This window comes from Myceligenerans xiligouense (assembly GCF_003814695.1).
Lineage (GTDB): Bacteria > Actinomycetota > Actinomycetes > Actinomycetales > Cellulomonadaceae > Myceligenerans > Myceligenerans xiligouense.
The window spans coordinates 1,038,592-1,063,891 of sequence record NZ_RKQZ01000001.1 but is presented as its reverse complement, the minus strand read 5'-3'; the positions used below and the strand labels follow the sequence as shown (position 1 = coordinate 1,063,891).

The window sequence follows — 25,300 nt, the reverse complement described above, 5'->3', positions numbered from 1 at the left end:
CCGCCAACAGGGCACCCCGTCATATTTTGGCGACCATTTGCCCTTTTATGAACGCTTCCCAGACTCTACTGTTGCCAACTGAGTCAGTAACGATGCTGCCTCGCCCGACAACAGGAGTCTGGTCAATGCACACCTCGCCTCGCGTCAGATCGACCCGTACCCCTTCGATCCGCGCCCGTACCCGAGCCGCTCTGACCGGGTCGGCCGTCGCTCTCGCCACCGCCGCACTCGTCGCCACGTCCGCCGTCTCCGCACCGCCCGCCGCCGCCGACGGACCCGGCGTCGGCGATCCCTGGGTCGTCACGCTCGGCGACTCGTACATCTCCGGGGAGGCCGGCCGCTGGGCGGGCAGCTCCAACGACGACTACCGCCGGGCGGACGCCCTCGGCGCTCACGCGTACCACGACAACCCGTCCGGCACGGGCGAGACCATCGCGGGCTGCCACCGGGCGGCCTCCGCCGAGGCCTACTTCGGCGCGGGCACCCAGGGCCTCAACCTCGCCTGCAGCGGCGCGCAGACCGCGACGTCCGCCGGGTCCACGTTCAAGCCGGGCATCGACTTCTTCGACGGCTCCGCCGGCCAGGGGCAGGCCCTGGCACTCCAGGAGGCCGCCGCCACGCGGAACGTCCGCATGGTCGTGGTCTCGATCGGGGGCAACGACTTCGACTTCGCGGGCATCGTGCAGCAGTGCGTCGTCAACTTCCTCACCTCACCCACCTGGTGGAAGAACTACTGCCACGACGACGACTCGGTCGAGCAGAACTTCACCGCCGCCAACGTCGCCGCCGTGCGGGCCGACGTCGCGGAGTCGCTCGGCAACGTCGCCACCGCGATGCGCAACGCCGGCTACGCGGACTCGCAGTGGACGCTCGTCGTCCAGACGTATCCGTCCCCCGTGCCGAACGGAGCCGGGATCCGGTACTCCCAGTCGGGGTACACCCGGCAGTTCACGGGCGGGTGCGGTCTGTGGAACGCCGACGCCAACTGGGCCAACTCCACGGCGCTGCCCGTCATCAACGGGGCGCTGCTCGGCGCGGCGGCCGACGTCGGCCTGTCGAACGTGCGCACCCTCGACATGACGCACGCCTTCGACGGCCGGCGCCTCTGCGAGGAGGGCGTGGGTCTGTACGAGGAGGTGGGCCTGGCGAACTGGCAGTCCCCGGGCGCGGTCGACCGGACGGAATGGGTCAACCAGATCCGCACGGTCTCCACGATCGGCGACTCGCCCTACAAGGTCCAGGAGTCCCTGCACCCCAACTACTGGGGCCAGCTCGCCCAGCGCAACTGCTTGCGCCAGGTGTGGAACGGCGGGAACCCCGTCAGCGGGAGCTGCACGGTCGGCGGGCTCGGCGCCGCGACGCTCACCGCGACGGGAGAGCCGCGCATGACGCTCGGGCCGCTCGACCAGGAGGTCATGTCGCTCGGCGAGAAGTGACCCCGGATCAGCTCGGGTGATCGTCGAGCGGTCGGCCCCTGGGCCGACCGCTCGACTCCGTGGTGTGGTGTGGTCAGGCGGAACGCTGGTAGGTGGGCAGGAGCGAGTCGCTGGGGACGATCTCCTTGCCCAGCGGCATCAGCGACACCGGGATGAGCTTGAGGTTCGCCCAGCCCATCGGGATGCCGATGATCGAGATGAACAGCGGGATCGCGGTGAGGATGTGACCGATCGCGAGCCACCAGCCGGCCACGATCACCCAGATGACGTTGCCCACGAGCGACATCACCTCGCCGACGCCGGTCTGCTGCTTGTCGACCACGGCCCGGCCGAACGGCCACAGCGAGTACACGGCGATCCGGAAGGACGCGATGCCGAACGGGATGGTGACGATCAGCAGGCAGCAGATGATCCCCGCCAGCGCGTACCCGAGAAACAGGCCGAGGCCCGCGAAGACCAACCAGATGATGTTCAGCAGCGTCCGAAACATGAGGCGATTCTGCCGCATGTCGCGACCGTCGGGTCACCGGGTATCACCCTGATTCGTCCCTGACCCCGTCATCCCGGGCACCAGGAGCCGCCGGGAGCCACCGAGGTTTCCCTAGACTCGGACCGTGCCACCCTCGCCCGTCGCCTCGTCCGTCGCCGACCGCCTCTCCGCCGTCCGTTCCCGCATCGACGCCGCCGCCCGCGCCGCCGGCCGGGACCCCGGCGAGGTCCGCCTCCTGGTCGCGACCAAGACCCAGGACGCCGGCGCCGTGATCGCGGCGGTCGAGGCCGGCGTCGGCCTCGTCGGCGAGAACCGCGTCCAGGAACTCGTCGCGAAGGCTCCCGCCCTCGCCGACCACGTCGCGGCGGGCACGCTCGAGGTGCACATGATCGGGCACCTGCAACGCAACAAGGTCAACCAGGTGCTGGCCACCGCCACGGGGGTCGAGACGATCGACGGGATGACGCTCGCCCGCGCGCTGTCGACACGGTGTGACCGTGACGGCCGCACGCTGGACGTGATGGTCCAGGTGAACGTGTCGGGTGAGGAGTCCAAGTCCGGGGTCGCGCCCGACGACGCCGTCCCGCTCGCCCGCGAGGTCGCCGCCCTGCCGGGACTGCGCCTGACAGGATTCATGACGATCGGCGCGCGCCTGGACGCGGACGGCGATCCCGCCGACGACGCCACGGTGCGCGCCGGCTTCGCACGCCTCCGCGCGATCCGCGACGAGGTGCTGGCCTCCGGCGCGCCGGGAACCGCCGACGCCCGGGAACTGTCGATGGGCATGACGACCGACCTGGACCTCGCCATCGCCGAGGGCGCCACGATCGTCCGCGTCGGCACCGCCGTCTTCGGCCCCCGCCGCACCTGAGACCCGATCCGGGTGGGCTGGGTGACGCTCGCTCCTCAGCGGGCTATCGGGGCCGGGCTGCCGTTCGTGAGGGCCAGCAGGTCCTTCGGTGACAGGCCCACCTCCAGGCCGCGGCGCCCGCCCGAGACGTAGACGACGTCGAACGCCTCGGCTGACTCGTCCAGGACCGTGGCGTGCCGCTGCTTCTGCCCGAGCGGCGAGATACCGCCCGCCACGTAGCCCGTCGCCCGCTCGGCGCGTGCGATGTCGGCCATCGCCGCCTTCTTCCCGCCGACGGCCCTGGCGAGCGCCTTCAGGTCGAGCTTGCGGTACACGGGCACGATGCCGACCGCGAGCGCGCCGTCGACGTCGGCCAGCAGCGTCTTGAACACCTGCTCGGGCGGCAGTCCCAGCGCGTCGACGGCCTCGGCACCGAAGTCGTCCCGGGACGCGTCGTGCTCGTACGCCTTCAGGACGTGGTCCACGCCGGCCTTCTCGAGCGCGACCACCGCGGGCGTCCCGCCGCCGCTCGGTCCTGTCCGCTTCTTCTTCGCCACGAGCCACATTGTCGCCGACCGCCGCGTGCCCGTCCCGGGATTTCCGGGCGGGCGGATCGCCGGGCCGCCCGAGGCCGCGTCGCCCCGCGTTGCCCGCGCGTACAGTTGTCGGGTGCTCGCTCTCCTCGTCCTGGCCATCCTGGTGGGCGGGTCCCTCCAACGCGTGACCGGAATGGGGTTCGGGCTGGTGGCCGGGCCGTTCATCGTGCTGCTCGTCGGCCCGCTGGAGGGCGTCCTGCTGGTGAACGTCGTGGGCGCGGCGATGGCGCTGCTCATCGTCGGGCGGGTGCTGCGCGGTGTGGACTGGCGGCGGTACGGGTGGCTCGCGGCCGCGTCGGTGAGCGTGAGCGTCCCCGCCGCGCTGCTGCTGCGCGACGCGAGCCCGGCCGCCCTGGAGGTCGGCATCGGGTCCGTCGTCGTCGGGGCCATGACGCTGGCCCTGGTCACGTCCCGCCTGCGCGGGGAACGACGGCGGTTCGGCGAGCGCGACCCGCGCCCCCTGATCGTCACGGGTGTCGCCTCCGGGTTCGGCAGTGTCGCCGCCGGGATCGGCGGGCCGCCGCTCGCCGTGTACGCGGTCCTGGACCGGTGGGACACGAAGTCGTTCGCCGCCACCGCGCAGCCGTTCTTCATGACGAACGCACTCGCCGCGATGGCGGCCAAGATCGCGTTCGCCGACGCGACGTTCCCGGCGTTCGCGTGGTGGGAGTGGCTGGTGATCGCGGGCGCGCTGGTCGGCGGCATCGGCCTGGGCGAGCTCCTGGCTCCGCGCCTCTCGCGGGAGGCGACGCGGCGCGTCCTGATCGTCCTCGCGTACGCGGGCGGCGTGGCGACGCTCGTCCGCGGGCTCGTGCACCTGCTGGCCTGACCGGTCTCCTGTCCTCACCGGAGCGTTCGCGGGACCGGCACCCGTGAGGCCTCTCACGATGTGGGACGCACCACTGAACCGGGGCATCCGTGCCCGGTATCGTGACGGCGATCCCATTTTCCTCAAGGAGAGGATGCTCCCATGCCCGTCGCCGCCCCCGCGCGCCCCGTGCTGCGGCCCGCCACCGCGTCCGACGTCCCGGCCCTGGTCGAGCTCAACAACGCCGCCGTCCCGGCGGTCCCGGTGACCCCCGCCGACGAGATGCGAGAGCTCCTCGGCATCTCGTCCCTCGCGCTGGTCGCCACGGACCCGGCGGATTCCACCGACCCCCTGGGGTTCCTGCTCGCGCTGGACCCGGGTGCGGAGTACTCGTCGGAGAACTACGACTGGTTCGAGGACCGCGGCCTCGACCACCTGTACGTGGACCGCATCGTGCTCGGTGAGCGCGCGCGGAACCGCGGCATCGGCCGCCAGCTCTACGACGCCGTGTTCGACGCCGCCCGCGAGGCCGAGCGCGACGTCGTCACGTGCGAGATCAACCTCGACCCGCCGAACCCCGGGTCGATGCGCTTCCACGGCCGCCTCGGGTTCGAGCAGGCCGGCAAGCAGCTCACCAAGGGCGGCGAGGTCCTGGTCGCCAAGATGGCGGCCCAGATCCCGGAGCGGATCTAGCCACCCCGGCAGCGCCGGAGGACACCGCTAGCGCAGCCGGTCGAGCGCTCCCCGGACCCCGCGCACTCCCGGGGCCGCGAGAGCGGCCCTGGCGGCCGTCTCGTCGACGCCGACGAGCAGGGTCACCAGTGCCACACGGAGGTCTCCCCCGACGTCGCGCAGCGCCCGCTCGCACGCCTCGGTCTCGTGTCCCGTCGCCTGCTCCAGGAGTCGCACGAGCCGTCCGCGCAGCTTCTCGTTGGTGGCGACGACCTCGACCATGAAGTTCGAGTAGGTCTTGCCCAGGCGCACCATCACGGCGGTCGAGAGCGTGTTGAGCACGAGTTTCTGCGCGGTGCCCGCCTTCATCCGGGTGGATCCGGTGATCGCCTCGGCCCCGGTGTCGACGAGGATGGCGACGTCGGCCAGCGGCGCCAGGGGGGCCAGCGGGTTCGACGCCAGCAGCACGGTCGACGCGCCGATCTCCCGGGCCGCCTCCATCGCGCCGCGCACGTAGGGTGTGCGGCCGCTGGCGGCGATCCCGACGACGACGTCGTGCGGCGAGGCGCCGTCGAGCAGGGCACGGCCCGCCCCGGCGTCGTCCTCGGCACCCTCGACGGCGCGGGCGAACGCCCCGGTGCCGCCCGCGATGTGCGCGACGAACATCTCCTCCCCGACCCCGAACGTCGGCAGCAGCTCGGCGGCGTCCATGAACGCCATGCGTCCCGACGTGCCGGACCCGACGTAGTGCACCCGCCCGCCGGCGAGGATGGCGTCGACGGCGATGTCGACGGCGGCGACGATCTGCGGGTGCTGGGCGCGCACCGCGTCCACCACCCGCGCGTCCTCGTCCGAGATCATCGCCACCAGTTCGGCCGTGGGAACGATGTCGATGTCGCGGGTGCGGGGATTGCGTTCCTCCGTCGGCGACGACACCCGCACCGGCGGGACGGACCCCGCCCTCTCGTACCCCGTGTCGGTGATCATCCGTGGTTCTCCTTCCCGACCGGCAGCTCGACCGTACCGGGTGGATCTGGCCACGGCACGCACCATGTCGCTCACGCTGGTCCCTCTCCTGTCATACCCGGCATCGGACCGCGTGAAATGCAGTTACCCGACTTACCACCACTCGCGGAGATTACCTCCACGTCAAGCGGGCGAAAACCATCGTACCCGACCGTTATCAAAACGTGATGCTAGCCCGGTCACACGACTGCGCCAACACGTCGCATCGAGACCCCCGCGCCGGAGCCATTAGCACGCCTCCGCATGCCGGATATTTCGCGCGTAATATGCGCGAATTTCCAGGATTCTTTACGCAATCTTGGGGGGAATTCGTGCCAGAATGGATGGGTGCAGACTGACACAGAGGGGGACGGGCCAGCCGTCGGCGACACCGCCGGCTGGATCGTCGCGATGGACGTGGGCGGCAGCGGCTCACGCCTGACCGCCGAGTTCAGGGACGGCGGCCGACAGCGCGAGGGCATCACGATCACCCTGGAGGGTGAGCCCGTCAAGATGCTGTCCGAGGGCAGCAACGCGGCCCAGGTCGTCCGGGGACTCTGCGAGACCTTCCTGTACTGGGTCAAGAACGCGGAGTACCACTTCCAGCAGCCCCCGCACGTCCTCGCCGCCGCGGTCGGGACGACCGGCCTCACCACCGTCGTGCCCAGCGCCGCCGAGATCCACGACATCATGGGCGCGCTGCTGCAGACGAACCGCACGGCCGTCGCGGGCGATGCGCTGACCGCTCACATGGGCGCCCTGCGGGGCCGCGCGGGCGCGGTGCTCTCCGTCGGCACGGGTGCGGTCGCGTTCTCGTTCGACCAGAAGGGCCGCTGGCACCGCGCCGACGGCTGGGGTCATCTGCTCGGCGATCTCGGCGCCGGTGTCTGGGTGGGCACGGAGGCGCTGCGCGCCGCCACGGCCGCGCACGACGGGCGCACGCGCGGCAGGTCCGAACGGCTGCTCGAGGTCGCCACCCAGAAGCTCGGCCCGGTCGCGAGCTGGCCCGCCCAGCTGTACATGAGCAACGACCGCGCGGCGAAGCTCGCCTCGTTCGCGCCCGCGGTGATGAGCGCGGCGGCCGAAGGTGACACGACCGCCCACGGAATCCTCGTCGAGGCCGGGCGGCATCTCGCGGCGACGCTGGCCACCGCGCTCACCCCGGACATCCCGCAGCTCGCGTCGATCACCGGCCGGCTGGCGCACCGCCCGTCCCCGCTGACCGAGTCGCTGCACGAGAACCTCAGGCAGGAGCGCCCCGGAGTCCGGCTGGTGCCCTGCGAGGGCACGCCGCTCGACGGCGCCAGGCTGCTCGCGCGCCGCCTCGCGGTGGATCCGGCCAGCGTGGTCGGGTATCGCCCGTGGCTGACCGTGCGGGTCGACGGCCGCCACACCGCTGGTGAGTCCACCGACACCGGGGCAGATATGTTCAGCTCCATGTCCACCGCGCAGTTCTCCGCCACGGAGCTGCCCAACGTACTGCCCGACACCCCGGGGATCGCATGACGTACCCGGGCCCGACGACTGGAGACCCCACCGATGACCGGTGACGTGCTCGTCAAGCTCCGCCGCTCGCTCCCGACGCTGCGCCCCGCCGAGGCGCGCGTCGCCGAGACGGTGCTGGAGAACCCGAGCCTGGTCGTCGCCTCCACGATCACCGAGCTCGCGGGTGAGGCCGACACCTCGCAGGCCACCGTGGTGCGGTTCTGCCGCGCGATCGGCTACGCGGGCTACCCGGAGTTCCGGATCGACCTCGCGCAGGCCACCAGCCGGCGGGACCTCGAGCTCGAACGCTCCGGCATCGCCCAGGGTGAGCTCACCCAGACCGACGGCGTCGACGACGTCGTGAACAAGATCGCCTTCCACGAGGCCCGCACCATCGAGGACACGGCGCGCGACGTGGACCGGGAGGTCCTCGACAAGCTCGCGGAAGCGATCTCCGCGGCCCCGCAGCTCGCCGTGTACGGCGTCGGCGCGTCCCACATCGCCGCGCAGGACCTCGCGATCAAGCTGCAGCGCATCGGACGGATCGCCTTCTGCTCGCCCGACGCGGACCTCCAGCAGTCCTCGGCCGCGGTGCTCGACCCGGGCGCCGTCGCGATCGGCATCTCGCACAGCGGCCAGACGCGGGCGACCAACACGGCCCTGGAGCTCGCCCACCGGCGGGGCGCCATCACCGCCGCCATCACCAACTACCCGGACGCACCGATCGGCAAGGTCGCCGACCTGGTGCTCGCCACCACGGCCCGGGAGACCAAGTTCCGCGCGGGTGCGATGGCGAGCCGTATCGCCCAGCTGACCATCGTGGACTTCCTGTTCGTCCGGGTGGCGCAGCGCAGCTACGACAGGTCGCAGGAGGCGATCCGCCTGACGGCCGACGCGGTGGCGGACCAGCGCATGGAGTTCAGCCGCCCGTCCCGCAACGACTGACGGCGTCCCGCGGCGCGGCGACCAGCCGGCCGCCGCGCCGCGGTCTCATCCGGCTGACGGGCCCGCCGGGGAGACACCGGCCTTGATCAGGCCGTAGACGTATGCCCCGGTGACCGCCTCCCAGGCCGCCTCGATCACGTTGGGGCCCACGCCCACGGTGGACCAGGAGCGTTCGCCGTCGGCGGTCTCGACGAGCACGCGGGTGCGGGCGTCCGTGCCCTGGTCGGTGTCGAGGATGCGGACCTTGAAGTCGATGAGCTCGAACCGCCGCAGGTCCGGGTAGACGGAGGTCAGCGCCTGCCGCACCGCGCGGTCCAGCGCGTCGACCGGCCCGGTGCCCTCCCCCGTGGCCACGATCCGCTCGCCACCCACCATGATCTTCACGGTCGCCTCGGCGAACGCCTCGGCCTCGGGTCCGTACACGTCGGCGGGGGTGTGCCCGTCCGGGACGGTCTCCATGATGGTGCGCCACGACTGCGTCTCGAAGTACCGCGGCAGCTCACCCAGCTCGTCCCGCAGCACCAGCTCGAACGACGCGTCGGCGGCCTCGTAGGTGTAGCCGCGCGCCTCGTCGTGCTTGACCCGGTCGGTCACGCGGGCGAGCACGTCCTTGCGGTCCGACAGGTCGAACCCGAGCTCACGGCCCTTGAGCTCCACCGACGCGCGCCCGGCCATGTCGCTGACCAGCATCCGCATGTCGTTCCCGACGTCCTTCGGGTCCATGTGCTGGTACAGGTCCGGGTCGACGCGGATGGCGCTGGCGTGCAGGCCGGCCTTGTGCGTGAACGCGCTCTGTCCCACGTAGGGCTGCCGGGCGAACGGGGAAAGGTTCGTGATCTCGCTGATCGCGTGGGCGATCCGGGTCGCCTCCCGCAGACCGGCCTCCGGCACGAGCTCCATCCCGAGCTTGAGCTGGAGGTTCGCGGTCACCGCGACGAGGTCCGCGTTGCCGGTGCGCTCGCCGTACCCGTTGACGGTGCCCTGCACGTGCGTCGCGCCGGCCTCGACGGCCGCCAGGGTGTTGGCGACGGCGCAGCCCGAGTCGTTGTGCGCGTGCATGCCGAGCACGGGTCCCACCGGGCGCCCGTCGTCACCGGCCCGGCCGACGGCGGTGGGGCCGACGGCGTCGAGCACCTCGGCGACGATCTGCGACACCCACGTGGGGATCATCCCGCCGTTCGTGTCGCACAGGCAGACCACCTCGGCGCCGGCCTCGAACGCGGTGCGCGCGGCGGCGAGAGCGTACGCGGGGTCGTGCCGATAGCCGTCGAAGAAGTGCTCGGCGTCGAGCACGACCCGGCGGCCCTCGCCGGCCAGGAACGCGACGGTGTCGCGGATCATCGCGAGGTTCTCCTCGCGGGTGGTGCGCAGCGCGCGCTCCACGTGCCGCACGTCGGACTTGGCCACGAGCGTGACGACGGGCGTCTCGGCGTCGAGCAGGGCGCGGACCTGCGGGTCGTCGCCGGCGCGCGTGCCCGCCCGGCGCGTCGCGCCGAACGCCGCCAGGACCGCGTTGTGCAGGGTGAGCTCCTTGGCCGCGCGGGCGAAGAAGTCGGTGTCCTTCGGTACGGCACCCGGCCAGCCACCCTCGATGAAGCCGACGCCGAACTCGTCCAGCTGGGCCGCGATGGCGAGCTTGTCCGTGACCGAGAGGTTCATGCCCTCTTGCTGGGCCCCGTCGCGCAGGGTGGTGTCGTAGACGTGGAACGGTGAGGCGGTACGCATGCGTCGGGTCTCTTCCGTGCGAGGAGTCACGGCCCCTTGGGGCCGGGACTGGCGTGCGAGAACGGGCGGAGGAGCTTGTGGCTCTGCGGGCAAAGAAAAAGACCCTCCGGGGGTACGGAAGGCCTGCGCGTCCAGCGGAACGGAACTGGACGCGCTAACGAATGATGATCGCCGGACGCGGGGTGCTGCGCAGGGTCATGCGGGCCATAGTGCCACACGTGCGGTCTGCGCGGTAGGTGTTCACCATGATTCGGGACGCCCTACCGCACCGACCCTTGTGCGAATTTGGTCGGCACTTTTGATTGATTCTCGGCATAAGCCCGGCTAGCGTGAAGGGTGCCCGGGGCAGCGCTGCCCCGGCGAGCGACGAACGGGGAGCACCGATGCATCCTGACCACGACCGCGCGGACGCCTCCGCCCGCAGCGACCGCCCGACGACCGGCCTCTGGCTGATCGGAGCGCGCGGTTCGGTGGCCACGACCGCCACCCTCGGACTCGCCGCCCTCGCGGGCGGCCACGCCGACCCCACCGGCTGCGTCACCGCACGCCCCGGCCTCGCCACGGCCGCGATGCCGGGCTTCGAGAACATCGTCATCGGCGGACACGACCTGTCCGCCTGCCCCCTGCCCAAGCGTGCGGAGGCGCTCGCCGACGCCGGCATGCTCCCCTCCCGGCTGGTCACCCTCACGCGCGAAGCCCTCGACGCCGCCGACGCGGAGGTCAGGCCCGGGCACGATCCCGCCCGTCCCGAGGGCAGCGGCCAGGCCACGGCCGAGCGCCTGGCCGCCGACATCGTCGCGTTCCGGGAGCGGCACGGCCTGGAACGCGTCGTCGTGGTCGACGTCGCCTCGACCGAGCCGCTCCCCGACCCCCTCCCGGAGCACGACGACGCCGCCCTGCTCGCCGCCGCCCTCGCCGATCCGGACCGCACACCGCTGCCGGCGTCGTCCCTGTACGCGTACGCGGCGATCCTCGCGGGAGCGCCGTACGCGGCCTTCACGCCGAGCGCGAGCATCGCGCTGCCCGCGCTGACCCACCTCGCCACGGAGCACGGCATCCCCTTCGCCGGCCAGGACGGCAAGACGGGCCAGACCTGGCTGCGCACCGTCGTCGCGCCCGCGTTCGCCGCACGCAACCTGCGGGTCCTGTCCTGGTCGGGCACGAACCTGCTGGGCGGTGGGGACGGCGCCACGCTCGCCGACCCGCACGCCGTCGACTCCAAGCTGAGCAGCAAGTCCCGTGGGCTGCGGGCCATCACCGGCACGGACACCACGCCCCTGCACATCGACTACGTCCCCGACCTCGGCGACGTCAAGGTCGCGTGGGACCACGTGCACGCCGAGGGGTTCCTCGGCTCGCGCCTGACCCTCCAGACCACCTGGAGCGCCTACGACTCGATGCTCGCCGCTCCGCTCGTGCTCGACCTGGCGCGCCTGCTCGGGCTCGCGCACGCGGCCGGGCTCACGGGACCGATCCCGGAGCTCGGGTTCTTCTTCAAGGACCCGTGGGGTTCGGACCTCCACGACACCGCGGCCCAGGAACGGGCGCTCACCGACTGGGTCCGTGACACGGCGGCCCGGGTGCCGGCGACGGGCGCGCCACGCCGGAACGCGGACGGCGGCGCCGGCGAGGGCTCTCGATGACGGCCCGGGTCCCGACGGCGTCGGCCCTGGCCGAGCTCGTGCGGCTGCCCGCCGCCCTGACCGTCGTCGGGGACACGCTCGCCGGGCACGCCGCCGGCCGCGGGCCCGTCGCGGCGCGCCATCTCCTGCTGCCGGCCGCGTCCGCCTGCCTCCACCTGGCCGGCATGGCCCTCAACGACTGGGCCGACCGTGACCTCGACGCCGTCGAGCGTCCCGAGCGGCCGATCCCGTCGGGACGCGTCACCCCGGCGGCCGCCCTCACCACCGGCGCCGCCCTGACCGCCGCCGGAGTCGCGGCCGCCGGCCTCGCCACCGGCCGCCGCGGGGTCGCCGTCGCCTCCGGCATCGCGTCCGGCGTCTGGGCCTACGACACCGTGCTCAAGCACCATGCGGTGCTCGGCCCCGCGGCGATGGCCGCCTGCCGCGGCCTGGACGTGCTGCTCGGCGCCACCACCGGCAGCCTCCACGCCGCCGCCCCGGCAGCGGCAGGCCTGGCGGCACACACCGCGGCGGTCACGGCGCTGTCCCGCGGCGAGGTCCGGGGGACGACGCCGGCCGTGGCGGCGTCGGTCGCGGGCGTCACGGTCGCGGGCGCGCTGGTTCCCGTCGCGGTCGCCCGGCGGTCCACCCTCCCCGCCACCGCGGCCGCCGCCCTCGCCTACGCCGCCACGTGCCTGCCCGGCCAGCTCCGGGCCGCGGCGGCTCCGACGGCGAGCGCCGCACGCCACGCCACCCGCTCCGGCCTGCACGCGATGATCCCGCTCCAGGCGACGTGGGCCGCACGCTCCGGCCGACCGGTGACGGCCCTCGTCCTGGGCGGGGTGGCCGCCGCGGGGTCCGCTCTCCGCCGTCGCGCGCGAACCCGGGGCCACCGGCAGGTGAGCATCACATGAGACCACCGTTCCTGATCGGCTACGGCACGAACGGGCTGGCGGACCATCCCCTGCCCGCCGCCCTCGACCTGCTCGACGACGCCGGGTACGACGCCGTCGCGCTCACCCTCGGGTTCCCGCACCTGGACCCCCTGTCGGCGCCGCCCGGTGCCGTCGCGGGGGTGGGCGCACGAATGGCGGCGATGCGGGACGGCGCCGGCGCCGCCGTCGTCGTCGAGACCGGCACCCGCTACCTCCTCGACCCGGCGCGCAAGCACCGGCCCACCCTGGTGGACCGGGACGCCGGCCGGCGGATGCGCTACCTGACCCGGGCCGTCGACGTCGCCGCCGCCCTCGACGCGCGCTGCGTGTCGTTCTTCTCCGGCGTCCTGCCCTCCGGCGACCGGCCGGCCGAGGGGCGCGCCCGCCTGCTCGACCGGCTGCCCGTCCTCCTGGAGCACGCGGCCGCGCGGGGCGTGACGCTGGCGCTCGAACCGGAACCCGGGATGCTCGTCGAGACCGTCGAGGACGCGCTGGCCCTGCGCCGCGACCTGGGCGACCCACCCGGCCTGGGCCTGACGGTCGACGTCGGGCACTGCCTCGTCGTGGAACCCGGCGGCGTCGACGGCGCCCTGCGCGCCGCCGCGCCCGTGCTGCGCAACGTGCAGCTCGACGACATGCCCCGCACCCACCACGAGCACCGGCCGTTCGGCGACGGGGACCTCGACCTGCCGGCCACCCTCGCGACGCTCGCCGACATCGGCTACCAGGGCGTCGCCGCCGTCGAACTGCCCCGCCACTCCCACGCCGCCCCCGAACTCGTCGCCGCGTCCATCGAGGCTCTGACCAGGGCCTGGAAGGAGGTCTCCGCATGACCGGCGTCCCCACCAGCCGCACCGCCGTCCCGCCCGGCGCGGGCCGGCTCGCCCTGGACCTCGTCGCGCTGCGCCCCCTCCTGCGCGACCCGGACTGGCTCGACACGGCCCGCGACGCCCTCGCCAGAGATCCGGCCGCCCTCCCCCGCACCTTCGCCCTCGCCGGACGCCGCACGGGGCGCGGCCCCCTCCACCCCTCCGCCGACCCGACGGGCGTCGTCCACGGCACGGTCGACGACGCCGCGCGCGCCGCCCTCGTCGTCGCGCTCGCGACGGCCGGCACCAGGGAGCTCGCCGCCCTCCTCACCACGCTCTACCACGACGGCGACACCGCCGAACGGCGCGGCGTCCTGCGCGCCCTCGACGCGCTCACCCTGCGCGCCGCCGACACCCCGCTCCCCGACACCCTGGCAGCGGCGGGCGTCCCCCTCGCCGAGGACGCCCTCCGAGCGAACGACGCCGGCCTGGTCGCGGCAGCCGTCGGCCCGTTCGGCGGCCACCACCTGGACGCCCACACCTGGCGGCACGCCGTGCTCAAGCTCGTGTTCCTGGCCGTGCCGCTGACCGCCGTCGCGCGGCTCGGCGAACGCGCCGACGCCGAACTGGCCCGCATGGCCCGCGACCTGGCCGCCGAACGCCGCGCCGCGGGACGGGACGTCCCACCCGACCTCACCCGGCTGCTGAGCACCACGAAGGAGTGACCATGCGCATCCTGGACCCGCACATCCACATGACCAGCCGCACCACCGACGACTACGAGGCGATGTACGCCGCCGGAGTGCGCGCCGTCGTCGAGCCGGCCTTCTGGCTGGGGCAGCCGCGCACCTCGGCCGGCTCGTTCACGGACTACTTCGACTCGCTGGTGGGCTGGGAGAGGTTCCGGGCCGCCCAGTTCGGGATCCGGCACCACGCCGCCATCGCACTCAACCCCAAGGAGGCCAACGACCCGCGCTGCCGCGAGGTCCTCACGGAGATCCCGCGCTACCTGCTCAAGGACGGCGTCGTGGCGGTCGGCGAGGTCGGGTTCGACTCCATGACCCCCGCCGAGGACGAGGTGTTCGCCGCCCAGCTCGAACTGGCCCGCGACGCCGACCTGCCCGTCCTCGTCCACACGCCCCACCGGGACAAGCTCGCGGGCACCCGCCGCACCCTCGACGTCGTGCGCGAGTCCGGGCTGCCACCCGAACGGGTCCTCGTGGACCACCTCAACGAGACCACCGTCGCGCTCGTGCACGACGCCGGCATGTGGGCCGGGTTCTCCGTGTACCCCGACACCAAGATGGACGAGCGCCGCACCGTGGCCCTGCTGCGCGAGTACGGCACCCGCCGGATGATCGTGAACTCCGCGGCCGACTGGGGCCGCTCCGACCCGCTCAAGACGGCCCGCACCGGCCGGGAGATGCTCGCCGACGGCTTCACCGACGACGACGTCGACCAGGTCCTGTGGCGCAACCCGGTCGAGTTCTACGGACAGTCCGGCAACCTCCTGCTGGACCCGGTGCCCGGGTTCGTGGCGGGCGAGCCACCGGCGCCCGGCGTCGAGTTCGAGGGCTCGTCCGTCCTGCGCGGCGTGCGGGCATAAGGGGCGGGCATGCATCTCTCCTACTGCACCAACGTGCACCCCGCCGAAGACCTCGACGGCGTCGTCGCCCAGCTCACCACACACGCGGGACCGGTCCGCGAAGCCGCCGGGCTCGACGTGCTCGGCGTGGGGCTGTGGCTGCCGGCACGAGTCGCGCACCAGCTCGACGGATCACCCGCCGACATCGCCCGGCTGCGCACCGCCCTCACCGATCACGGACTGGAGGTCCGCACCCTCAACGCGTTCCCGTACGGCGGCTTCCACACCCCGGTGGTGGGCCGCTCCGTCTACCGCCCCACCTGGGCCGAACGCGCCCGCCTGCAGTACACGCAGGCCTGCGCGCGCGTCCTCGCCGGACTCCTGCCCGACGGCGCCTCCGGGTCGATCTCCACCCTGCCCCTCGCGTGGCGCGCACCCTGGACACCCGCCGACGACGACGAGTCCACCCGCGCACTGGCCACCCTGTCCGGCGACCTGCGGGCGCTCGCGGACCGGACCGGCCACGCCGTCCGCCTCGCGGTGGAACCGGAGCCCGGCTGCGTGCTCGACACGGTGGACGACGTCGTGCGCTGGCTCGCCGCCCGGACGGATTCCACCCTCCCGGCGGAACGGCGGATCGACCCGGAGCATGTCGGCGTCTGCCTGGACACGTGTCATCTGGCCGTGTCCTTCGCCGACCCGGCGGGCGCCGTGCGGCGGATCGCGGACGCCGGGCTGCGGGTGGTGAAGGTCCAGGCGTCGGCCGCCCTGCAGGTGGACGAGCCGGGCCGGGAGGTGTCGCGTGCCGCCGTCGGGCGCTTCGCCGAGCCGCGGTACCTGCACCAGGTGCGGGAGCGGACGTCGTCGGGCGGCGTGCTGGCGGCCGACGACCTGGACGAGGCCCTGGGCACCGCCCGCGGACACCCCGGCCTGCCGGGTGAGGGCCCGTGGCGGGTGCACTTCCACGTGCCGCTGCACGCCCGGCCCGAACCGCCGCTGGCGTCGACCACCGGTGTGCTGCGCGAGGCGGTCGCCGCCGTGCGGGCCACCCCGCACGGGCACGAGGCGCACCTGGACGTGGAGACGTACACGTGGTCGGTGCTGCCCGCCGGCGTCGCGGGCCTCGGCGGGGACGACGACGGTCTGGTGGCGGGCATCGCGGCCGAGCTGCGCTGGGCGCGGGAGAACCTGGCCGGCGAGGAGGACGCCGCATGAGGCCGGTCCTGCTGCTCGACGTCGTCGGGCTCACCGAACGCGCCCTGGCGCACATGCCGCGGCTCGGCCGCCTGGCACGCGACGGCTGGTCCTCACGCCTGGCCACCGTGCTGCCGGCCGTGACGTGCAGCGTGCAGTCGACGATGCTGACCGGGCTGGCGCCGCGCGACCACGGGATCGTCGGGAACGGCTGGTACTTCCGCGAGCTGGGCGAGGTGTACCTGTGGCGGCAGCACAACCGGCTCGTCGGCGGCGAGAAGCTGTGGGAGACGGCACGCCGGACCGACCCCGGCTATCACGCCGTGAACGTCTGCTGGTGGTACGCGATGGGGATGACCACGCAGGTCACGGTCACGCCCCGGCCCGTGTACCACGCGGACGGCCGCAAGTCCCCGGACGCGTACGTGCGCCCGCCCGCGCTGCACGGCGAGCTGACCGAGGCGTTCGGGGACTTCCCGCTGTTCCGGTACTGGGGCCCGACGGCGTCCATCGCCTCGACACGATGGATCGTGTCGGCCACCCGGCATCTCCTGACCACCCGCGCCGCCGATCTGACCCTGGCGTACGTGCCGCACCTCGACTACGACCTGCAGCGGTTCGGGCCGGAGTCCCCGGAGGCCGAGCGGGCGGCGGCGGACCTCGACGCGGAGCTCGCGCCGCTCCTGGACCAGGCGGAGGCCGACGGCGTGACCGTGGTGGTGGTGTCCGAGTACGGGATCGGGCCGGTGTCCCGGCCGGTGCACCTGAACCGGCTGCTGCGGCGGGAGGGCCTGCTCGAGGTGTACACCCAGCAGGGGCGGGAGCTGCTGGACCCGTGGACGTCCCGGGCGTTCGCCGTCGCCGACCACCAGGTGGCGCACGTGTACGTGACGGACCCGGCGGACGTGCCGCGCGTGGCGGCGATGCTGCGGGCGGAGCCCGGCGTGGACGAGGTCCTGGACCGCGAGGCGCAGGCGGCCTACGGCCTGGACCACGAGCGCGCGGGCGAGCTCGTCGTGGTGGCCGAACCGGACGCCTGGTTCACCTACTACTACTGGCTGCACGACGACCGGGCGCCGGAGTTCGCCCGCGGCGTGGACATCCACCGCAAGCCGGGCTACGACCCGGCCGAGCTCTTCTTCGACCCGGCGGACCGCTTCGCGAAGGCCCGCGCCGGGCTGAACCTCGTGCGCAAGAAGCTCGGCCTGCGGTACGCGATGAGCACGACGCCGCTGGACGCGACATGGGTGCGCGGCTCGCACGGGCGGCTGCCCGACTCCGCCGCGGACACGCCCCTGGTGCTGTGCTCGGACCCGGAGGTGCCGGCCGTGGTCGCGCGACAGGTCGCCGACGACGACGGGCTGGTGCCCGCCGCGTCGGTGAAGGACCTGGTGCTGGAGCTGCAGGGGGTGGAGCGCCGGCAGCCGGTGTGAGGCTCCGGCCGCCGGCCACGCGCTACGCCAGGCGCGTCATCCACCCGTGGCGGTCCTCGGACCGGCCGTACTGGATGTCGGTCAGCTCGGCCCGCAGCGCCATGGTCAGCTCACCGGGCTCGCCGCCGCCCACCTGGACGTCGAAGTCCGACGACGCCAGCCGCCCGATCGGCGTGACCACGGCCGCCGTCCCGCACGCGAAGAACTCCTTCACCTGGCCGGACTCGAGGCCCGACACGAGCTCGCGGGCCGGGATGCGCCGCTCCACGACCTCGTGGCCGCGGTCGCGCGCGAGCTGGATGATCGACTTGCGGGTGATGCCCTCGAGGATGGACCCCAGCTCCGGCGTGTGGACCGTGCCGTCGGCCATCACCAGGAAGATGTTCATGCCGCCGAGCTCTTCGAGGTAGGTGCTCTCGGCCCCGTCGAGGAAGCACACCTGGTCGAAGCCGCGCTGCTGGGCCTCCATCTGCGGCAGCAGGCTGGCGGCGTAGTTGCCGCCGAACTTCGCGTCACCCGTGCCACCGGGAGGCCCGGCGCGGTGGTACTTCTCCGACAGGTAGATCGACACCGGCCGCACCCCGCCCGGGAAGTACGGGCCCACCGGCGAGGCGATGACGAGGTGCTCCACCTCGAGGGCCGGCCGCACGCCGAGGAACGACTCGCTGGCGAACATGAACGGGCGCAGGTAGAGCGAGGAGTCCTCGCCGTCCGGGACCCAGGCGACGTCGGTCCGCACCAGCGCGGCGATCGACGCGAGGAAGTCCTCCTCGGCGAGCTCTGGGAGGGCGAGGCGGTGCGCGCTGCGGGCGTAGCGCCGCGCGTTCTGCTCGGGACGGAAGGTCCAGATCGAGCCGTCGGCGTGCTTGTACGCCTTCATGCCCTCGAAGATCTCCTGGGCGTAGTGCAGCACGGCCGTCGCCGGGTCGAGCTGCAGCGGGCCGTACGGCTCGACCCGGCGGCCGGTCCAGCCGTCGGCCGCACGCCAGGTGACGCGGGCCATGTGGTCGGTGAAGACCGTGCCGAACCTGGGCTGGGCGAGCAGGGATGCGCGCTCGACCTCCGATGTCGGCGCGTCGGTGCGCCGCACCTCGAACCGGGCCACGAGGTCGTCGAGCTCGGCCGGGAGGATGTGATGGGACATAGTGGTCATGATCTCAAAGCCTTTCACCGGATGCAGTCAGTGTTCCATGCCCGGCCGGTGAAGGGGACCTGTCCTGTGAGGACGCGCTCCACGGCCGGGCAGCGTACCCGGCCGTGGGGATGTGCTACCCCGCGACCCGGGCCGCGATGTCGGCGCCGATCTGCGCCGTGGTGCGTACGGAGGACGACGTCGCCCGCTCCGCGATGTCCGCGGCGACGGCCGCCTCGACGACGGCGGCCTCGTCCGCGTGGCCCAGGTGGTCCAGCAGCAGCCCGACCGACAGGATCGTCGCGGTCGGGTCGGCCTTGCCGGTCCCCGCGATGTCGGGGGCCGAGCCGTGCACGGGCTCGAACATGCTCGGGGCGGTGCGGTCCGGGTTGATGTTGGCCGACCCCGCCAGCCCGATCCCGCCCGTGATGGCCGCCGCCTGGTCGGTGATGATGTCGCCGAACAGGTTGTCGGTGACGATCACGTCGAACCGGCTCGGGTTCGTCGTGAGGAAGATCGTCGCCGCGTCCACGTGCAGGTAGTCGGTGGTGACCTCGGGGAACTCGGCGTTCACGGCCTCGACGGTGCGCCGCCAGAGGTGGCCGGCGTGCACCAGCACGTTGTGCTTGTGCACGAGGGTGAGGTGCTTGCGCTCGCGCTTCGCGGCACGGGCGAACGCGTCGCGCACCACGCGCTCGACGCCGAACGCGGTGTTCACGCTGACCTCGGTGGCGATCTCGGCCGGCGTGCCGACGCGCAGGGCACCGCCGTTGCCCGTGTACGGACCCTCGGTGCCCTCGCGGACCACCACGAAGTCGATCTCGCCCGGATCGGCCAGCGGGCTGGTCACGCCCTGGAAGAGCTTGGACGGGCGCAGGTTGACGTAGTGGTCGAGCGCGAACCGCAGCTTGAGGAGCAGACCGCGCTCCAGGACCCCGGACGGGACGCTCGGGTCACCGATCGCGCCGAGCAGGATGGCGTCGTGCTGCCGGATCCGCTCGAGGTCGTCGTCGGTGAGGGTCTCGCCCGTGGCGTGCCAGCGGCGGGCGCCCAGGTCGAACTCGGTGGTCACGACCTTCGTCCCGCTCGGCGCGAGCGCCGCCTCGAGAGCCCTCAGACCCTGTTCCACGACCTCGGTGCCGATGCCGTCGCCCGCCACCACTGCCAGGTCGATCTGCTGGTCCGTCCCGTTCTGCGCCATGCACGGAGCCTAACGTGAAAGCCGGCGAAAATGAGACAGGGGTCTCATGCTCTGGGACACGTTCCTCATCTGGGGTACAAGAGCTCGAAGCGCTCGACCACCACCGGCATGTCCTCCGCGAACTCGCGCCCCTCCGGGAGGTTGCGGCGGAAGTACTTCTCGTGCTCCGCGCGCCAGTGCTCCAGCGTCCGGTCGCCCTCGCCCTCGGCGTCCGCCACGTCGTCGTCCACCTCGTCGAACGGGACCGTCTCCACGCTCGTGGTGCGGATGAGCGCCCGCGGCTGCCGCTCGCCGTCGAGCAGGATGGACAGCTCGCCGACCTGCGGCACCGGCTCGCCGGAGTCCTCGAACTCCCACGCCAGCGAGGACGTCGCCGTCTTGGTGCCCTCCAGGACCAGCTCCAGCAGCTCGTCGGCGAGTTCCTTCTTGTCGCCGAACGACCAGGCCGGCGGCGGCACCGTCTCCGAGGCCAGCACCCCGGTCACCACGCCCGTCTTCGCCATCCCGGCGTACGGCCGCATCGCCTCCCAGAAGGACTGGACCGCGACCGCGACCTCCTCGTCACCCGCGTCCGCGTCGGCGTAGTCCTCAGGATCGAACGTGGCAGGATCGAAGGTGGCCGGATCGAAGCTCTTCTCGGGTCCGTCGTTCCGGGGTTCCCGCGTCTCGTCGCTCACACCACCCATCCTGCCTCATCGCCCGGCGATTGTGACCCACGCGACGCCGTCGGGCATGCCGGAAGCCGGCGGCGGAACCTACGCTCGGAACGTGTCCCGGCCCTCCTCACGCCCCTCGCGGGGCGGTCTCTCGATCCTGGCGCCCGTCGCCCTGGCGGTCCTCGCCGGCGCCGGACTCGCCACCCAGAGCCGGGTCAACGGCACCCTCGCCGACCACGTCGGCAGCGGGTACCTCGCAGCCGTCATCTCGTTCGGCTCCGGCCTGCTGGCGCTGAGCCTCGCCCTGCTCGTCTCCCGCCGCGGCCGCCGGGGAATGCGCCGGATCGGAGCCGCTCTCCGCGGCGGCCCGGGCTCCCCCGGGGGCGACGGTCCGCTCCTGCGGCCCTGGCAGTGCCTCGGCGGGGCGGCCGGCGGGTTCTTCGTGGCGTCCCAGGGCCTCGCCGTGGGGACGCTCGGCGTGGCCGTGTTCATCGTGGCGTTCGTGACGGGCCAGTCGCTGGGGTCGGTCGTCGTCGACCGGCTGGGGCTGGGCCCGGGCGGCGTGCGGTTCGTGACGCTGCCGCGCGCCATCGGACCGCTGCTGACGGTCGTGGCCGTGGGGATCGCGATGTCCGGTGACGTCGCGTCGCCGTCGGCTCTCGTGCTGGCGGTGCTGCCGCTGCTCGCGGGCGTCGGATCGGCCTGGCAGCAGGCCGTGAACGGGCGCATGCGCGCCGCCGCGGGCGACGTGCTGGCCGCCACCTTCGTCAACTTCGTGGTCGGCACCACCGCGCTCGTCCTGGCGCTCGGGGTGTCCCTGCTGTTCGACGGCCTGCCCGACGGCGTCCTCCCGGGCAACCCCCTGCTCTACACCGGCGGGATGATCGGCATCGGGTTCATCGCGGTCGGCGCGGCGGTGGTGCACCGCGTCGGCGTCCTGGTGCTGAGCCTGAGCATGATCGCGGGACAGATCGTTGGCGCCCTGGTGCTCGACCTCGCCGTTCCGGGCGCGACCGCGCCGGGTCCGGCGACCTACCTCGGTGCCGCTCTCACCCTGGTGGCGGTGGCCGTACCGCTGACGTTCGAACGCCGCGCGGCCTGATCCCGGCCCGCCCGCGGGCGGGCCGGGACGTCTCGTCAGCGGGCGGCCGAGCCCTCCACGTAGTCCGTGTCCGACGGCTTGATCCAGGCGAACATCTTGCGCAGCTCGCGGCCGGTCTCCTCGATCGGGTGCTGCTCGCCCTTGGCGCGCAGCTCCTTGAACTCCGGCGCGCCGGCGTCCTGGTCGGCGATGAAGCGCTCGGCGAACTTCCCGTTCTGGATGTCGCCGAGAACCGCCTTCATGTTCTCCTTCACCTCGGGCGAGATGACGCGCGGCCCGGAGACGTAGTCGCCGTACTCGGCCGTGTCGGAGACGCTCCAGCGCTGCTTCGCGATGCCGCCCTCGACCATGAGGTCGACGATCAGCTTGAGCTCGTGCAGCACCTCGAAGTAGGCGATCTCCGGCTGGTAGCCGGCCTCGGTCAGCGTCTCGAAGCCGTACTGGACCAGCTGCGACGCGCCACCGCAGAGGACGGACTGCTCACCGAACAGGTCGGTCTCCGTCTCCTCGGTGAAGGTGGTCTTGATCCCGGCGGCACGCAGGCCGCCGATCGCCTTCGCGTACGAGAGCGCGGTCTCCCACGCCTTCCCGGACGCGTCCTGCTCGACGGCGACGAGCACCGGGACGCCCCGACCGTCGGCGTACTCGCGGCGCACCAGGTGTCCGGGGCCCTTCGGCGCCACCATGAAGACGTCGTGGTCGGCATCGGGCTTGATGTAGCCGAACCGGATGTTGAAGCCGTGGCCGAACACGAGGGCCGCGCCTTCCTTGAGGTTCGGGGCGATCTCGTCGGCGTACACGAGACGCTGGACCTGGTCCGGGGCCAGGATGACGACCACGTCGGCGTCGCGCACGGCGTCTGCCACGGTCGCCACCTTGAGGCCCTGGTCCTCGGCCTTCGCCCGGGAGGGGGAACCCTCGCGCAGGCCCACGGTGACGTCCACACCGGAGTCGCGCAGGTTCAGCGAGTGCGCGTGACCCTGACTGCCGTAGCCGATCACCGCCACCTTCTTCTGCTGGATGACCGACAGGTCGGCGTCGTCGTCGTAGAACAGCTCAGCCACGGTTCTTGCTCCTTGATCGATGGGAATGAGGTCGACGTAACGGTGAGTTCTTCGCAGCGTAAGCCCGCCACCCGGCTGGGGGCGGGGTGGTCTCACGCGGACCGCACCACGCGCTCCAGCGCGCGGTCGGTGATGGATCGCGGGCCCCGCCCGATGGCGAGGGTCCCCGACTTGACGATCTCGCGGACCCCGAAGGGGTCGAGCGCCGCGAGCAGGGCGTTCAGCTTCGCGTCGGTGCCCGTCGCCTCGATCACCACGGCGTCGGGCGTCACGTCGACGACGTGCGCCCGGAACAGCTCGACCACCTCGAGCACCCCGGACCGCGCGGCGGCGTCGGCCCGCACCTTCACGAGCAGCAGCTCGCGCTGGACGGACGAGGACGGGTCGAGCTCGACGATCTTGATGACCTGCACGAGCTTGTTGAGCTGCTTCGTCACCTGCTCCAGCGGATGGTCCTCCACGTCGACCACCACGGTGATACGGGAGATCTCCTCGTGCTCCGTGGGCCCCACGGCGAGCGAGTGGATGTTGAACGCGCGACGGGCGAACAGGCCGGCGACACGTGTCAGCACGCCCGGCTCGTTCTCCACCAGGACGGAAAGGGTATGACGGCTCATGGTTCTTCTTCCTCGTCCTCGCTCAGTCTTCGCGTTCCCACGCCGGCGAGATGCCGCGCGCGTACTGGATGTCGTCGTTGCTCACGCCGGCCGCGACCATGGGCCACACCATCGCGTCCCGCGACACCGTGAAGTCCACGACCACGGGCCGGTCGTCGATCTCCCGGGCCCGCTTGATCGCCGTGTCGACCTCGGACGGGCTCTCCACGCGGATCCCCTCGCAGCCGTAGGCCTCCGCCAGCTTGACGAAGTCGGGCACGCGGGCGGTGCCGTGACCGGTGTGCAGGTCCGTGTTGGAGTAGCGCTCGTTGTAGAACAAGGTCTGCCACTGGCGCACCATGCCGAGCGACGAGTTGTTGATCACCGCCACCTTGATCGGGATGTCGTTGATCGTGCAGGTCGCGAGCTCCTGGTTGGTCATCTGGAAGCAGCCGTCGCCGTCGATGGCCCACACCTCGGCGTCGGGCTGACCGGCCTTCGCGCCCATCGCGGCCGGGACCGAGTAGCCCATCGTGCCGAGGCCGCCGGAGTTGATCCACGTGCGCGGCTTCTCGTACCTGATGAACTGCGCCGCCCACATCTGGTGCTGGCCCACGCCGCCCGCGTAGATCGCGTCGGGCCCGGCCAGCTCGCCGAGCCGCTGGATGACGTGCTGCGGGGCGAGGTGGCCGTCGGCGGTCTCCGTGAAGCCGAGCGGGTACGTCTCACGCCACCCGTCCACCTGGCGCCACCAGCCCTCGAGGTCGGGCTTGCCGACCGCCTCGTGCTCCTTGGCGAGCTCCGGCAGGAGGTCCCCGATCACCTCGCGCAGGTCCCCGACGATCGGCACGTCGACCGCGCGGTTCTTGCCGATCTCCGCGGGATCGATGTCGGCGTGGATGATGGCGGCGCGCGGCGCGAACGAGGACAGCTTGCCCGTGACGCGGTCGTCGAACCGCGCGCCGAGCGCGAAGATCACGTCCGCCTTCTGCAGCGCAGCCACCGCCGGCACCGTGCCGTGCATGCCCGGCATGCCGAGGTTCTGCGGGTGCGAGTCGGGCACGGCCCCGCGCGCCATGAGGGTGGTCACCACGGGTGCGCCGGACAGGTCCACCAGCTTGCGCAGCAGTGGGGAGGCGCCCGCGCGGACCACGCCGCCGCCCACGTACAGCACCGGGCGCCGGGCGGTGGCGAGCAGCTTCGCCGCCTCGCGGATCTGCTTGGCGTGCGGCTTGGTCACGGGGTGGTAGCCGGGCAGCGCGAGGTCCTGGGGCCAGGAGAACGTGGTGTCCGTCTGCATCGCGGACTTGGCGATGTCGACCAGCACCGGACCGGGACGGCCGGTCGAGGCGATGTGGAACGCCTCGGCGATCGTCCGCGGGATCTCGGCCGGGTCCGTGACGAGGAACGAGTGCTTCGTGATGGGCATCGTGATCCCCACGATGTCCGCCTCCTGGAACGCGTCGGTCCCGATCGCCCCCGCGGCCACCTGGCCGGTGATCGCGACCATCGGGATCGAGTCCATGTGCGCGTCGGCCAGTGGCGTGACCAGGTTCGTCGCGCCCGGACCGGACGTCGCCATCGTCACCCCGACCTTGCCCGTCGCATGCGCGTAGCCCGACGCCGCGTGCCCGCCACCCTGCTCGTGGCGCACGAGGACGTGCCGTAGTCGCTTGCTGTCCATGAGCGGGTCGTAGGCCGGAAGGATGGCGCCGCCCGGGATGCCGAAGACCGTCTCCGCACCGACCTCCTCGAGGGACCGGACGAGCGACTTCGCCCCGGTCACCTCCTCGGTGGTGACAGCCTTGGCGCGAAGGTCCGCGCGTACCTGCTCACGCGCCTCGGCGCGCGCCGCGAGCTGGGCCGGTGTCGGTGTGGCGGTCATTTCGGTCTCCTGCCGTCGCCCCATGGGGGTGCCTGCGGATGTTTCGGACAACAAGAAACCCCTCGGTCGTCCGT

24 protein-coding genes are annotated in these 25,300 nt (G+C 72.7%); 14 read left to right on the top strand and 10 right to left on the bottom strand.

Features of this window, described 5'->3' with window-relative positions; genetic code table 11:
• The first annotated feature begins 125 nt into the window (after positions 1–125).
• The gene (locus EDD34_RS04405) at positions 126–1,436 is read left to right on the top strand and encodes an SGNH/GDSL hydrolase family protein (protein WP_123813489.1); all 1,311 of its coding nucleotides are present in this window, start codon (positions 126–128) and stop codon (positions 1,434–1,436) included.
• A gap of 73 nt (positions 1,437–1,509) precedes the next feature.
• Here EDD34_RS04405 and EDD34_RS04400 read toward each other — a convergent pair whose 3' ends face one another.
• Positions 1,510–1,926 (bottom strand): YccF domain-containing protein, encoded by a 417-nt coding sequence (locus EDD34_RS04400; protein WP_123813488.1) that lies wholly within the window; start codon positions 1,924–1,926, stop codon positions 1,510–1,512.
• A gap of 124 nt (positions 1,927–2,050) precedes the next feature.
• Here EDD34_RS04400 and EDD34_RS04395 point away from each other — a divergent pair, with 124 nt between their 5' ends.
• Positions 2,051–2,797: a YggS family pyridoxal phosphate-dependent enzyme gene (locus tag EDD34_RS04395; protein WP_123813487.1), complete on the top strand. Its 747-nt coding sequence runs from the start codon at positions 2,051–2,053 to the stop codon at positions 2,795–2,797.
• 35 nt (positions 2,798–2,832) lie between these two features.
• Here EDD34_RS04395 and ybaK read toward each other — a convergent pair whose 3' ends face one another.
• On the bottom strand, positions 2,833–3,342 hold the full coding sequence (ybaK, locus tag EDD34_RS04390) for a Cys-tRNA(Pro) deacylase (protein ID WP_123813486.1): 510 nt from the start codon (positions 3,340–3,342) through the stop codon (positions 2,833–2,835).
• 103 nt (positions 3,343–3,445) lie between these two features.
• On the opposite strand from ybaK, the gene EDD34_RS04385 reads away from it, so the two are divergent.
• Positions 3,446–4,201: a sulfite exporter TauE/SafE family protein gene (locus EDD34_RS04385; protein ID WP_123813485.1), complete on the top strand. Its 756-nt coding sequence runs from the start codon at positions 3,446–3,448 to the stop codon at positions 4,199–4,201.
• Between the two features lie 141 nt (positions 4,202–4,342).
• Complete coding sequence (locus EDD34_RS04380) at positions 4,343–4,873, top strand: GNAT family N-acetyltransferase (protein WP_123813484.1); 531 nt, start codon at positions 4,343–4,345, stop codon at positions 4,871–4,873.
• A 27-nt stretch (positions 4,874–4,900) separates the two neighbouring features.
• Here the strand turns inward: EDD34_RS04380 and EDD34_RS04375 are convergent, their stop codons facing one another.
• Positions 4,901–5,839: an N-acetylmuramic acid 6-phosphate etherase gene (locus EDD34_RS04375; protein ID WP_123813483.1), complete on the bottom strand. Its 939-nt coding sequence runs from the start codon at positions 5,837–5,839 to the stop codon at positions 4,901–4,903.
• 366 nt (positions 5,840–6,205) lie between these two features.
• On the opposite strand from EDD34_RS04375, the gene EDD34_RS04370 reads away from it, so the two are divergent.
• Together EDD34_RS04370 and EDD34_RS04365 are read left to right on the top strand one after the other, a co-directional pair.
• Positions 6,206–7,363: an N-acetylglucosamine kinase gene (locus EDD34_RS04370; RefSeq protein ID WP_170176966.1), complete on the top strand. Its 1,158-nt coding sequence runs from the start codon at positions 6,206–6,208 to the stop codon at positions 7,361–7,363.
• Between the two features lie 33 nt (positions 7,364–7,396).
• Positions 7,397–8,287 (top strand): MurR/RpiR family transcriptional regulator, encoded by an 891-nt coding sequence (locus EDD34_RS04365; protein WP_123813481.1) that lies wholly within the window; start codon positions 7,397–7,399, stop codon positions 8,285–8,287.
• Positions 8,288–8,332: 45 nt separating this feature from the next.
• Here EDD34_RS04365 and cimA read toward each other — a convergent pair whose 3' ends face one another.
• A complete protein-coding gene (gene cimA / locus EDD34_RS04360) occupies positions 8,333–10,012 on the bottom strand; it encodes a citramalate synthase (RefSeq protein WP_123813480.1) in 1,680 nt (559 codons plus the stop codon).
• A 383-nt stretch (positions 10,013–10,395) separates the two neighbouring features.
• Between cimA and EDD34_RS04355 the strand changes: the two genes are divergently transcribed.
• Genes EDD34_RS04355 through EDD34_RS04330 form a run of 7 tightly spaced genes read left to right on the top strand, consistent with a single transcriptional unit; the run spans position 10,396 to position 17,590 of the window.
• On the top strand, positions 10,396–11,655 hold the full coding sequence (locus EDD34_RS04355; protein WP_123813479.1) for an inositol-3-phosphate synthase: 1,260 nt from the start codon (positions 10,396–10,398) through the stop codon (positions 11,653–11,655).
• Positions 11,652–12,548 (top strand): SCO3242 family prenyltransferase, encoded by an 897-nt coding sequence (locus EDD34_RS04350; protein ID WP_123813478.1) that lies wholly within the window; start codon positions 11,652–11,654, stop codon positions 12,546–12,548. Before EDD34_RS04355 ends, EDD34_RS04350 begins: the two co-directional genes overlap by 4 nt.
• On the top strand, positions 12,545–13,402 hold the full coding sequence (locus EDD34_RS20830) for a sugar phosphate isomerase/epimerase family protein (protein WP_211341484.1): 858 nt from the start codon (positions 12,545–12,547) through the stop codon (positions 13,400–13,402). The genes EDD34_RS04350 and EDD34_RS20830 overlap by 4 nt, the downstream gene beginning before the upstream one ends.
• A complete protein-coding gene (locus EDD34_RS20825; RefSeq protein WP_211341483.1) occupies positions 13,399–14,103 on the top strand; it encodes an EboA domain-containing protein in 705 nt (234 codons plus the stop codon). The genes EDD34_RS20830 and EDD34_RS20825 overlap by 4 nt, the downstream gene beginning before the upstream one ends.
• 2 nt (positions 14,104–14,105) lie before the next feature.
• Entirely contained in the window at positions 14,106–14,984 is an 879-nt protein-coding gene (locus EDD34_RS04340; protein ID WP_123813477.1) for a TatD family hydrolase, read from the top strand.
• A 9-nt stretch (positions 14,985–14,993) separates the two neighbouring features.
• Positions 14,994–16,178, top strand: coding sequence for a metabolite traffic protein EboE (gene eboE, locus EDD34_RS04335; protein WP_123813476.1), 1,185 nt, complete (start codon positions 14,994–14,996; stop codon positions 16,176–16,178).
• Positions 16,175–17,590 carry an alkaline phosphatase family protein gene (locus tag EDD34_RS04330; RefSeq protein WP_123813475.1) on the top strand — a complete coding sequence of 472 codons (1,416 nt, stop codon included), beginning with the start codon at positions 16,175–16,177 and terminating at the stop codon, positions 17,588–17,590. The genes eboE and EDD34_RS04330 overlap by 4 nt, the downstream gene beginning before the upstream one ends.
• A gap of 22 nt (positions 17,591–17,612) precedes the next feature.
• On the opposite strand, the gene EDD34_RS04325 is transcribed toward EDD34_RS04330, so the two are convergent.
• From EDD34_RS04325 to EDD34_RS04315, 3 genes are all read right to left on the bottom strand, one after another.
• Complete coding sequence (locus EDD34_RS04325) at positions 17,613–18,743, bottom strand: branched-chain amino acid aminotransferase (protein ID WP_123813474.1); 1,131 nt, start codon at positions 18,741–18,743, stop codon at positions 17,613–17,615.
• Positions 18,744–18,858: 115 nt separating this feature from the next.
• Positions 18,859–19,923, bottom strand: coding sequence for a 3-isopropylmalate dehydrogenase (locus EDD34_RS04320; RefSeq protein WP_123813473.1), 1,065 nt, complete (start codon positions 19,921–19,923; stop codon positions 18,859–18,861).
• A 65-nt stretch (positions 19,924–19,988) separates the two neighbouring features.
• Positions 19,989–20,600, bottom strand: coding sequence for an ASCH domain-containing protein (locus tag EDD34_RS04315; RefSeq protein WP_246012182.1), 612 nt, complete (start codon positions 20,598–20,600; stop codon positions 19,989–19,991).
• Positions 20,601–20,691: 91 nt separating this feature from the next.
• Here EDD34_RS04315 and EDD34_RS04310 point away from each other — a divergent pair, with 91 nt between their 5' ends.
• Positions 20,692–21,681: a DMT family transporter gene (locus EDD34_RS04310; RefSeq protein WP_246012181.1), complete on the top strand. Its 990-nt coding sequence runs from the start codon at positions 20,692–20,694 to the stop codon at positions 21,679–21,681.
• Between the two features lie 35 nt (positions 21,682–21,716).
• Here EDD34_RS04310 and ilvC read toward each other — a convergent pair whose 3' ends face one another.
• The 3 genes from ilvC to EDD34_RS04295 form a co-directional block, all read right to left on the bottom strand.
• Positions 21,717–22,745, bottom strand: a complete 1,029-nt coding sequence (gene ilvC, locus EDD34_RS04305) for a ketol-acid reductoisomerase (protein WP_123813472.1) — start codon at positions 22,743–22,745, stop codon at positions 21,717–21,719.
• A 92-nt stretch (positions 22,746–22,837) separates the two neighbouring features.
• The gene (gene ilvN, locus EDD34_RS04300) at positions 22,838–23,362 is read right to left on the bottom strand and encodes an acetolactate synthase small subunit (protein ID WP_123813471.1); all 525 of its coding nucleotides are present in this window, start codon (positions 23,360–23,362) and stop codon (positions 22,838–22,840) included.
• 22 nt (positions 23,363–23,384) lie between these two features.
• Positions 23,385–25,226 (bottom strand): acetolactate synthase large subunit, encoded by a 1,842-nt coding sequence (locus EDD34_RS04295; protein WP_123813470.1) that lies wholly within the window; start codon positions 25,224–25,226, stop codon positions 23,385–23,387.
• Between the last annotated feature and the right edge of the window lie 74 nt (positions 25,227–25,300).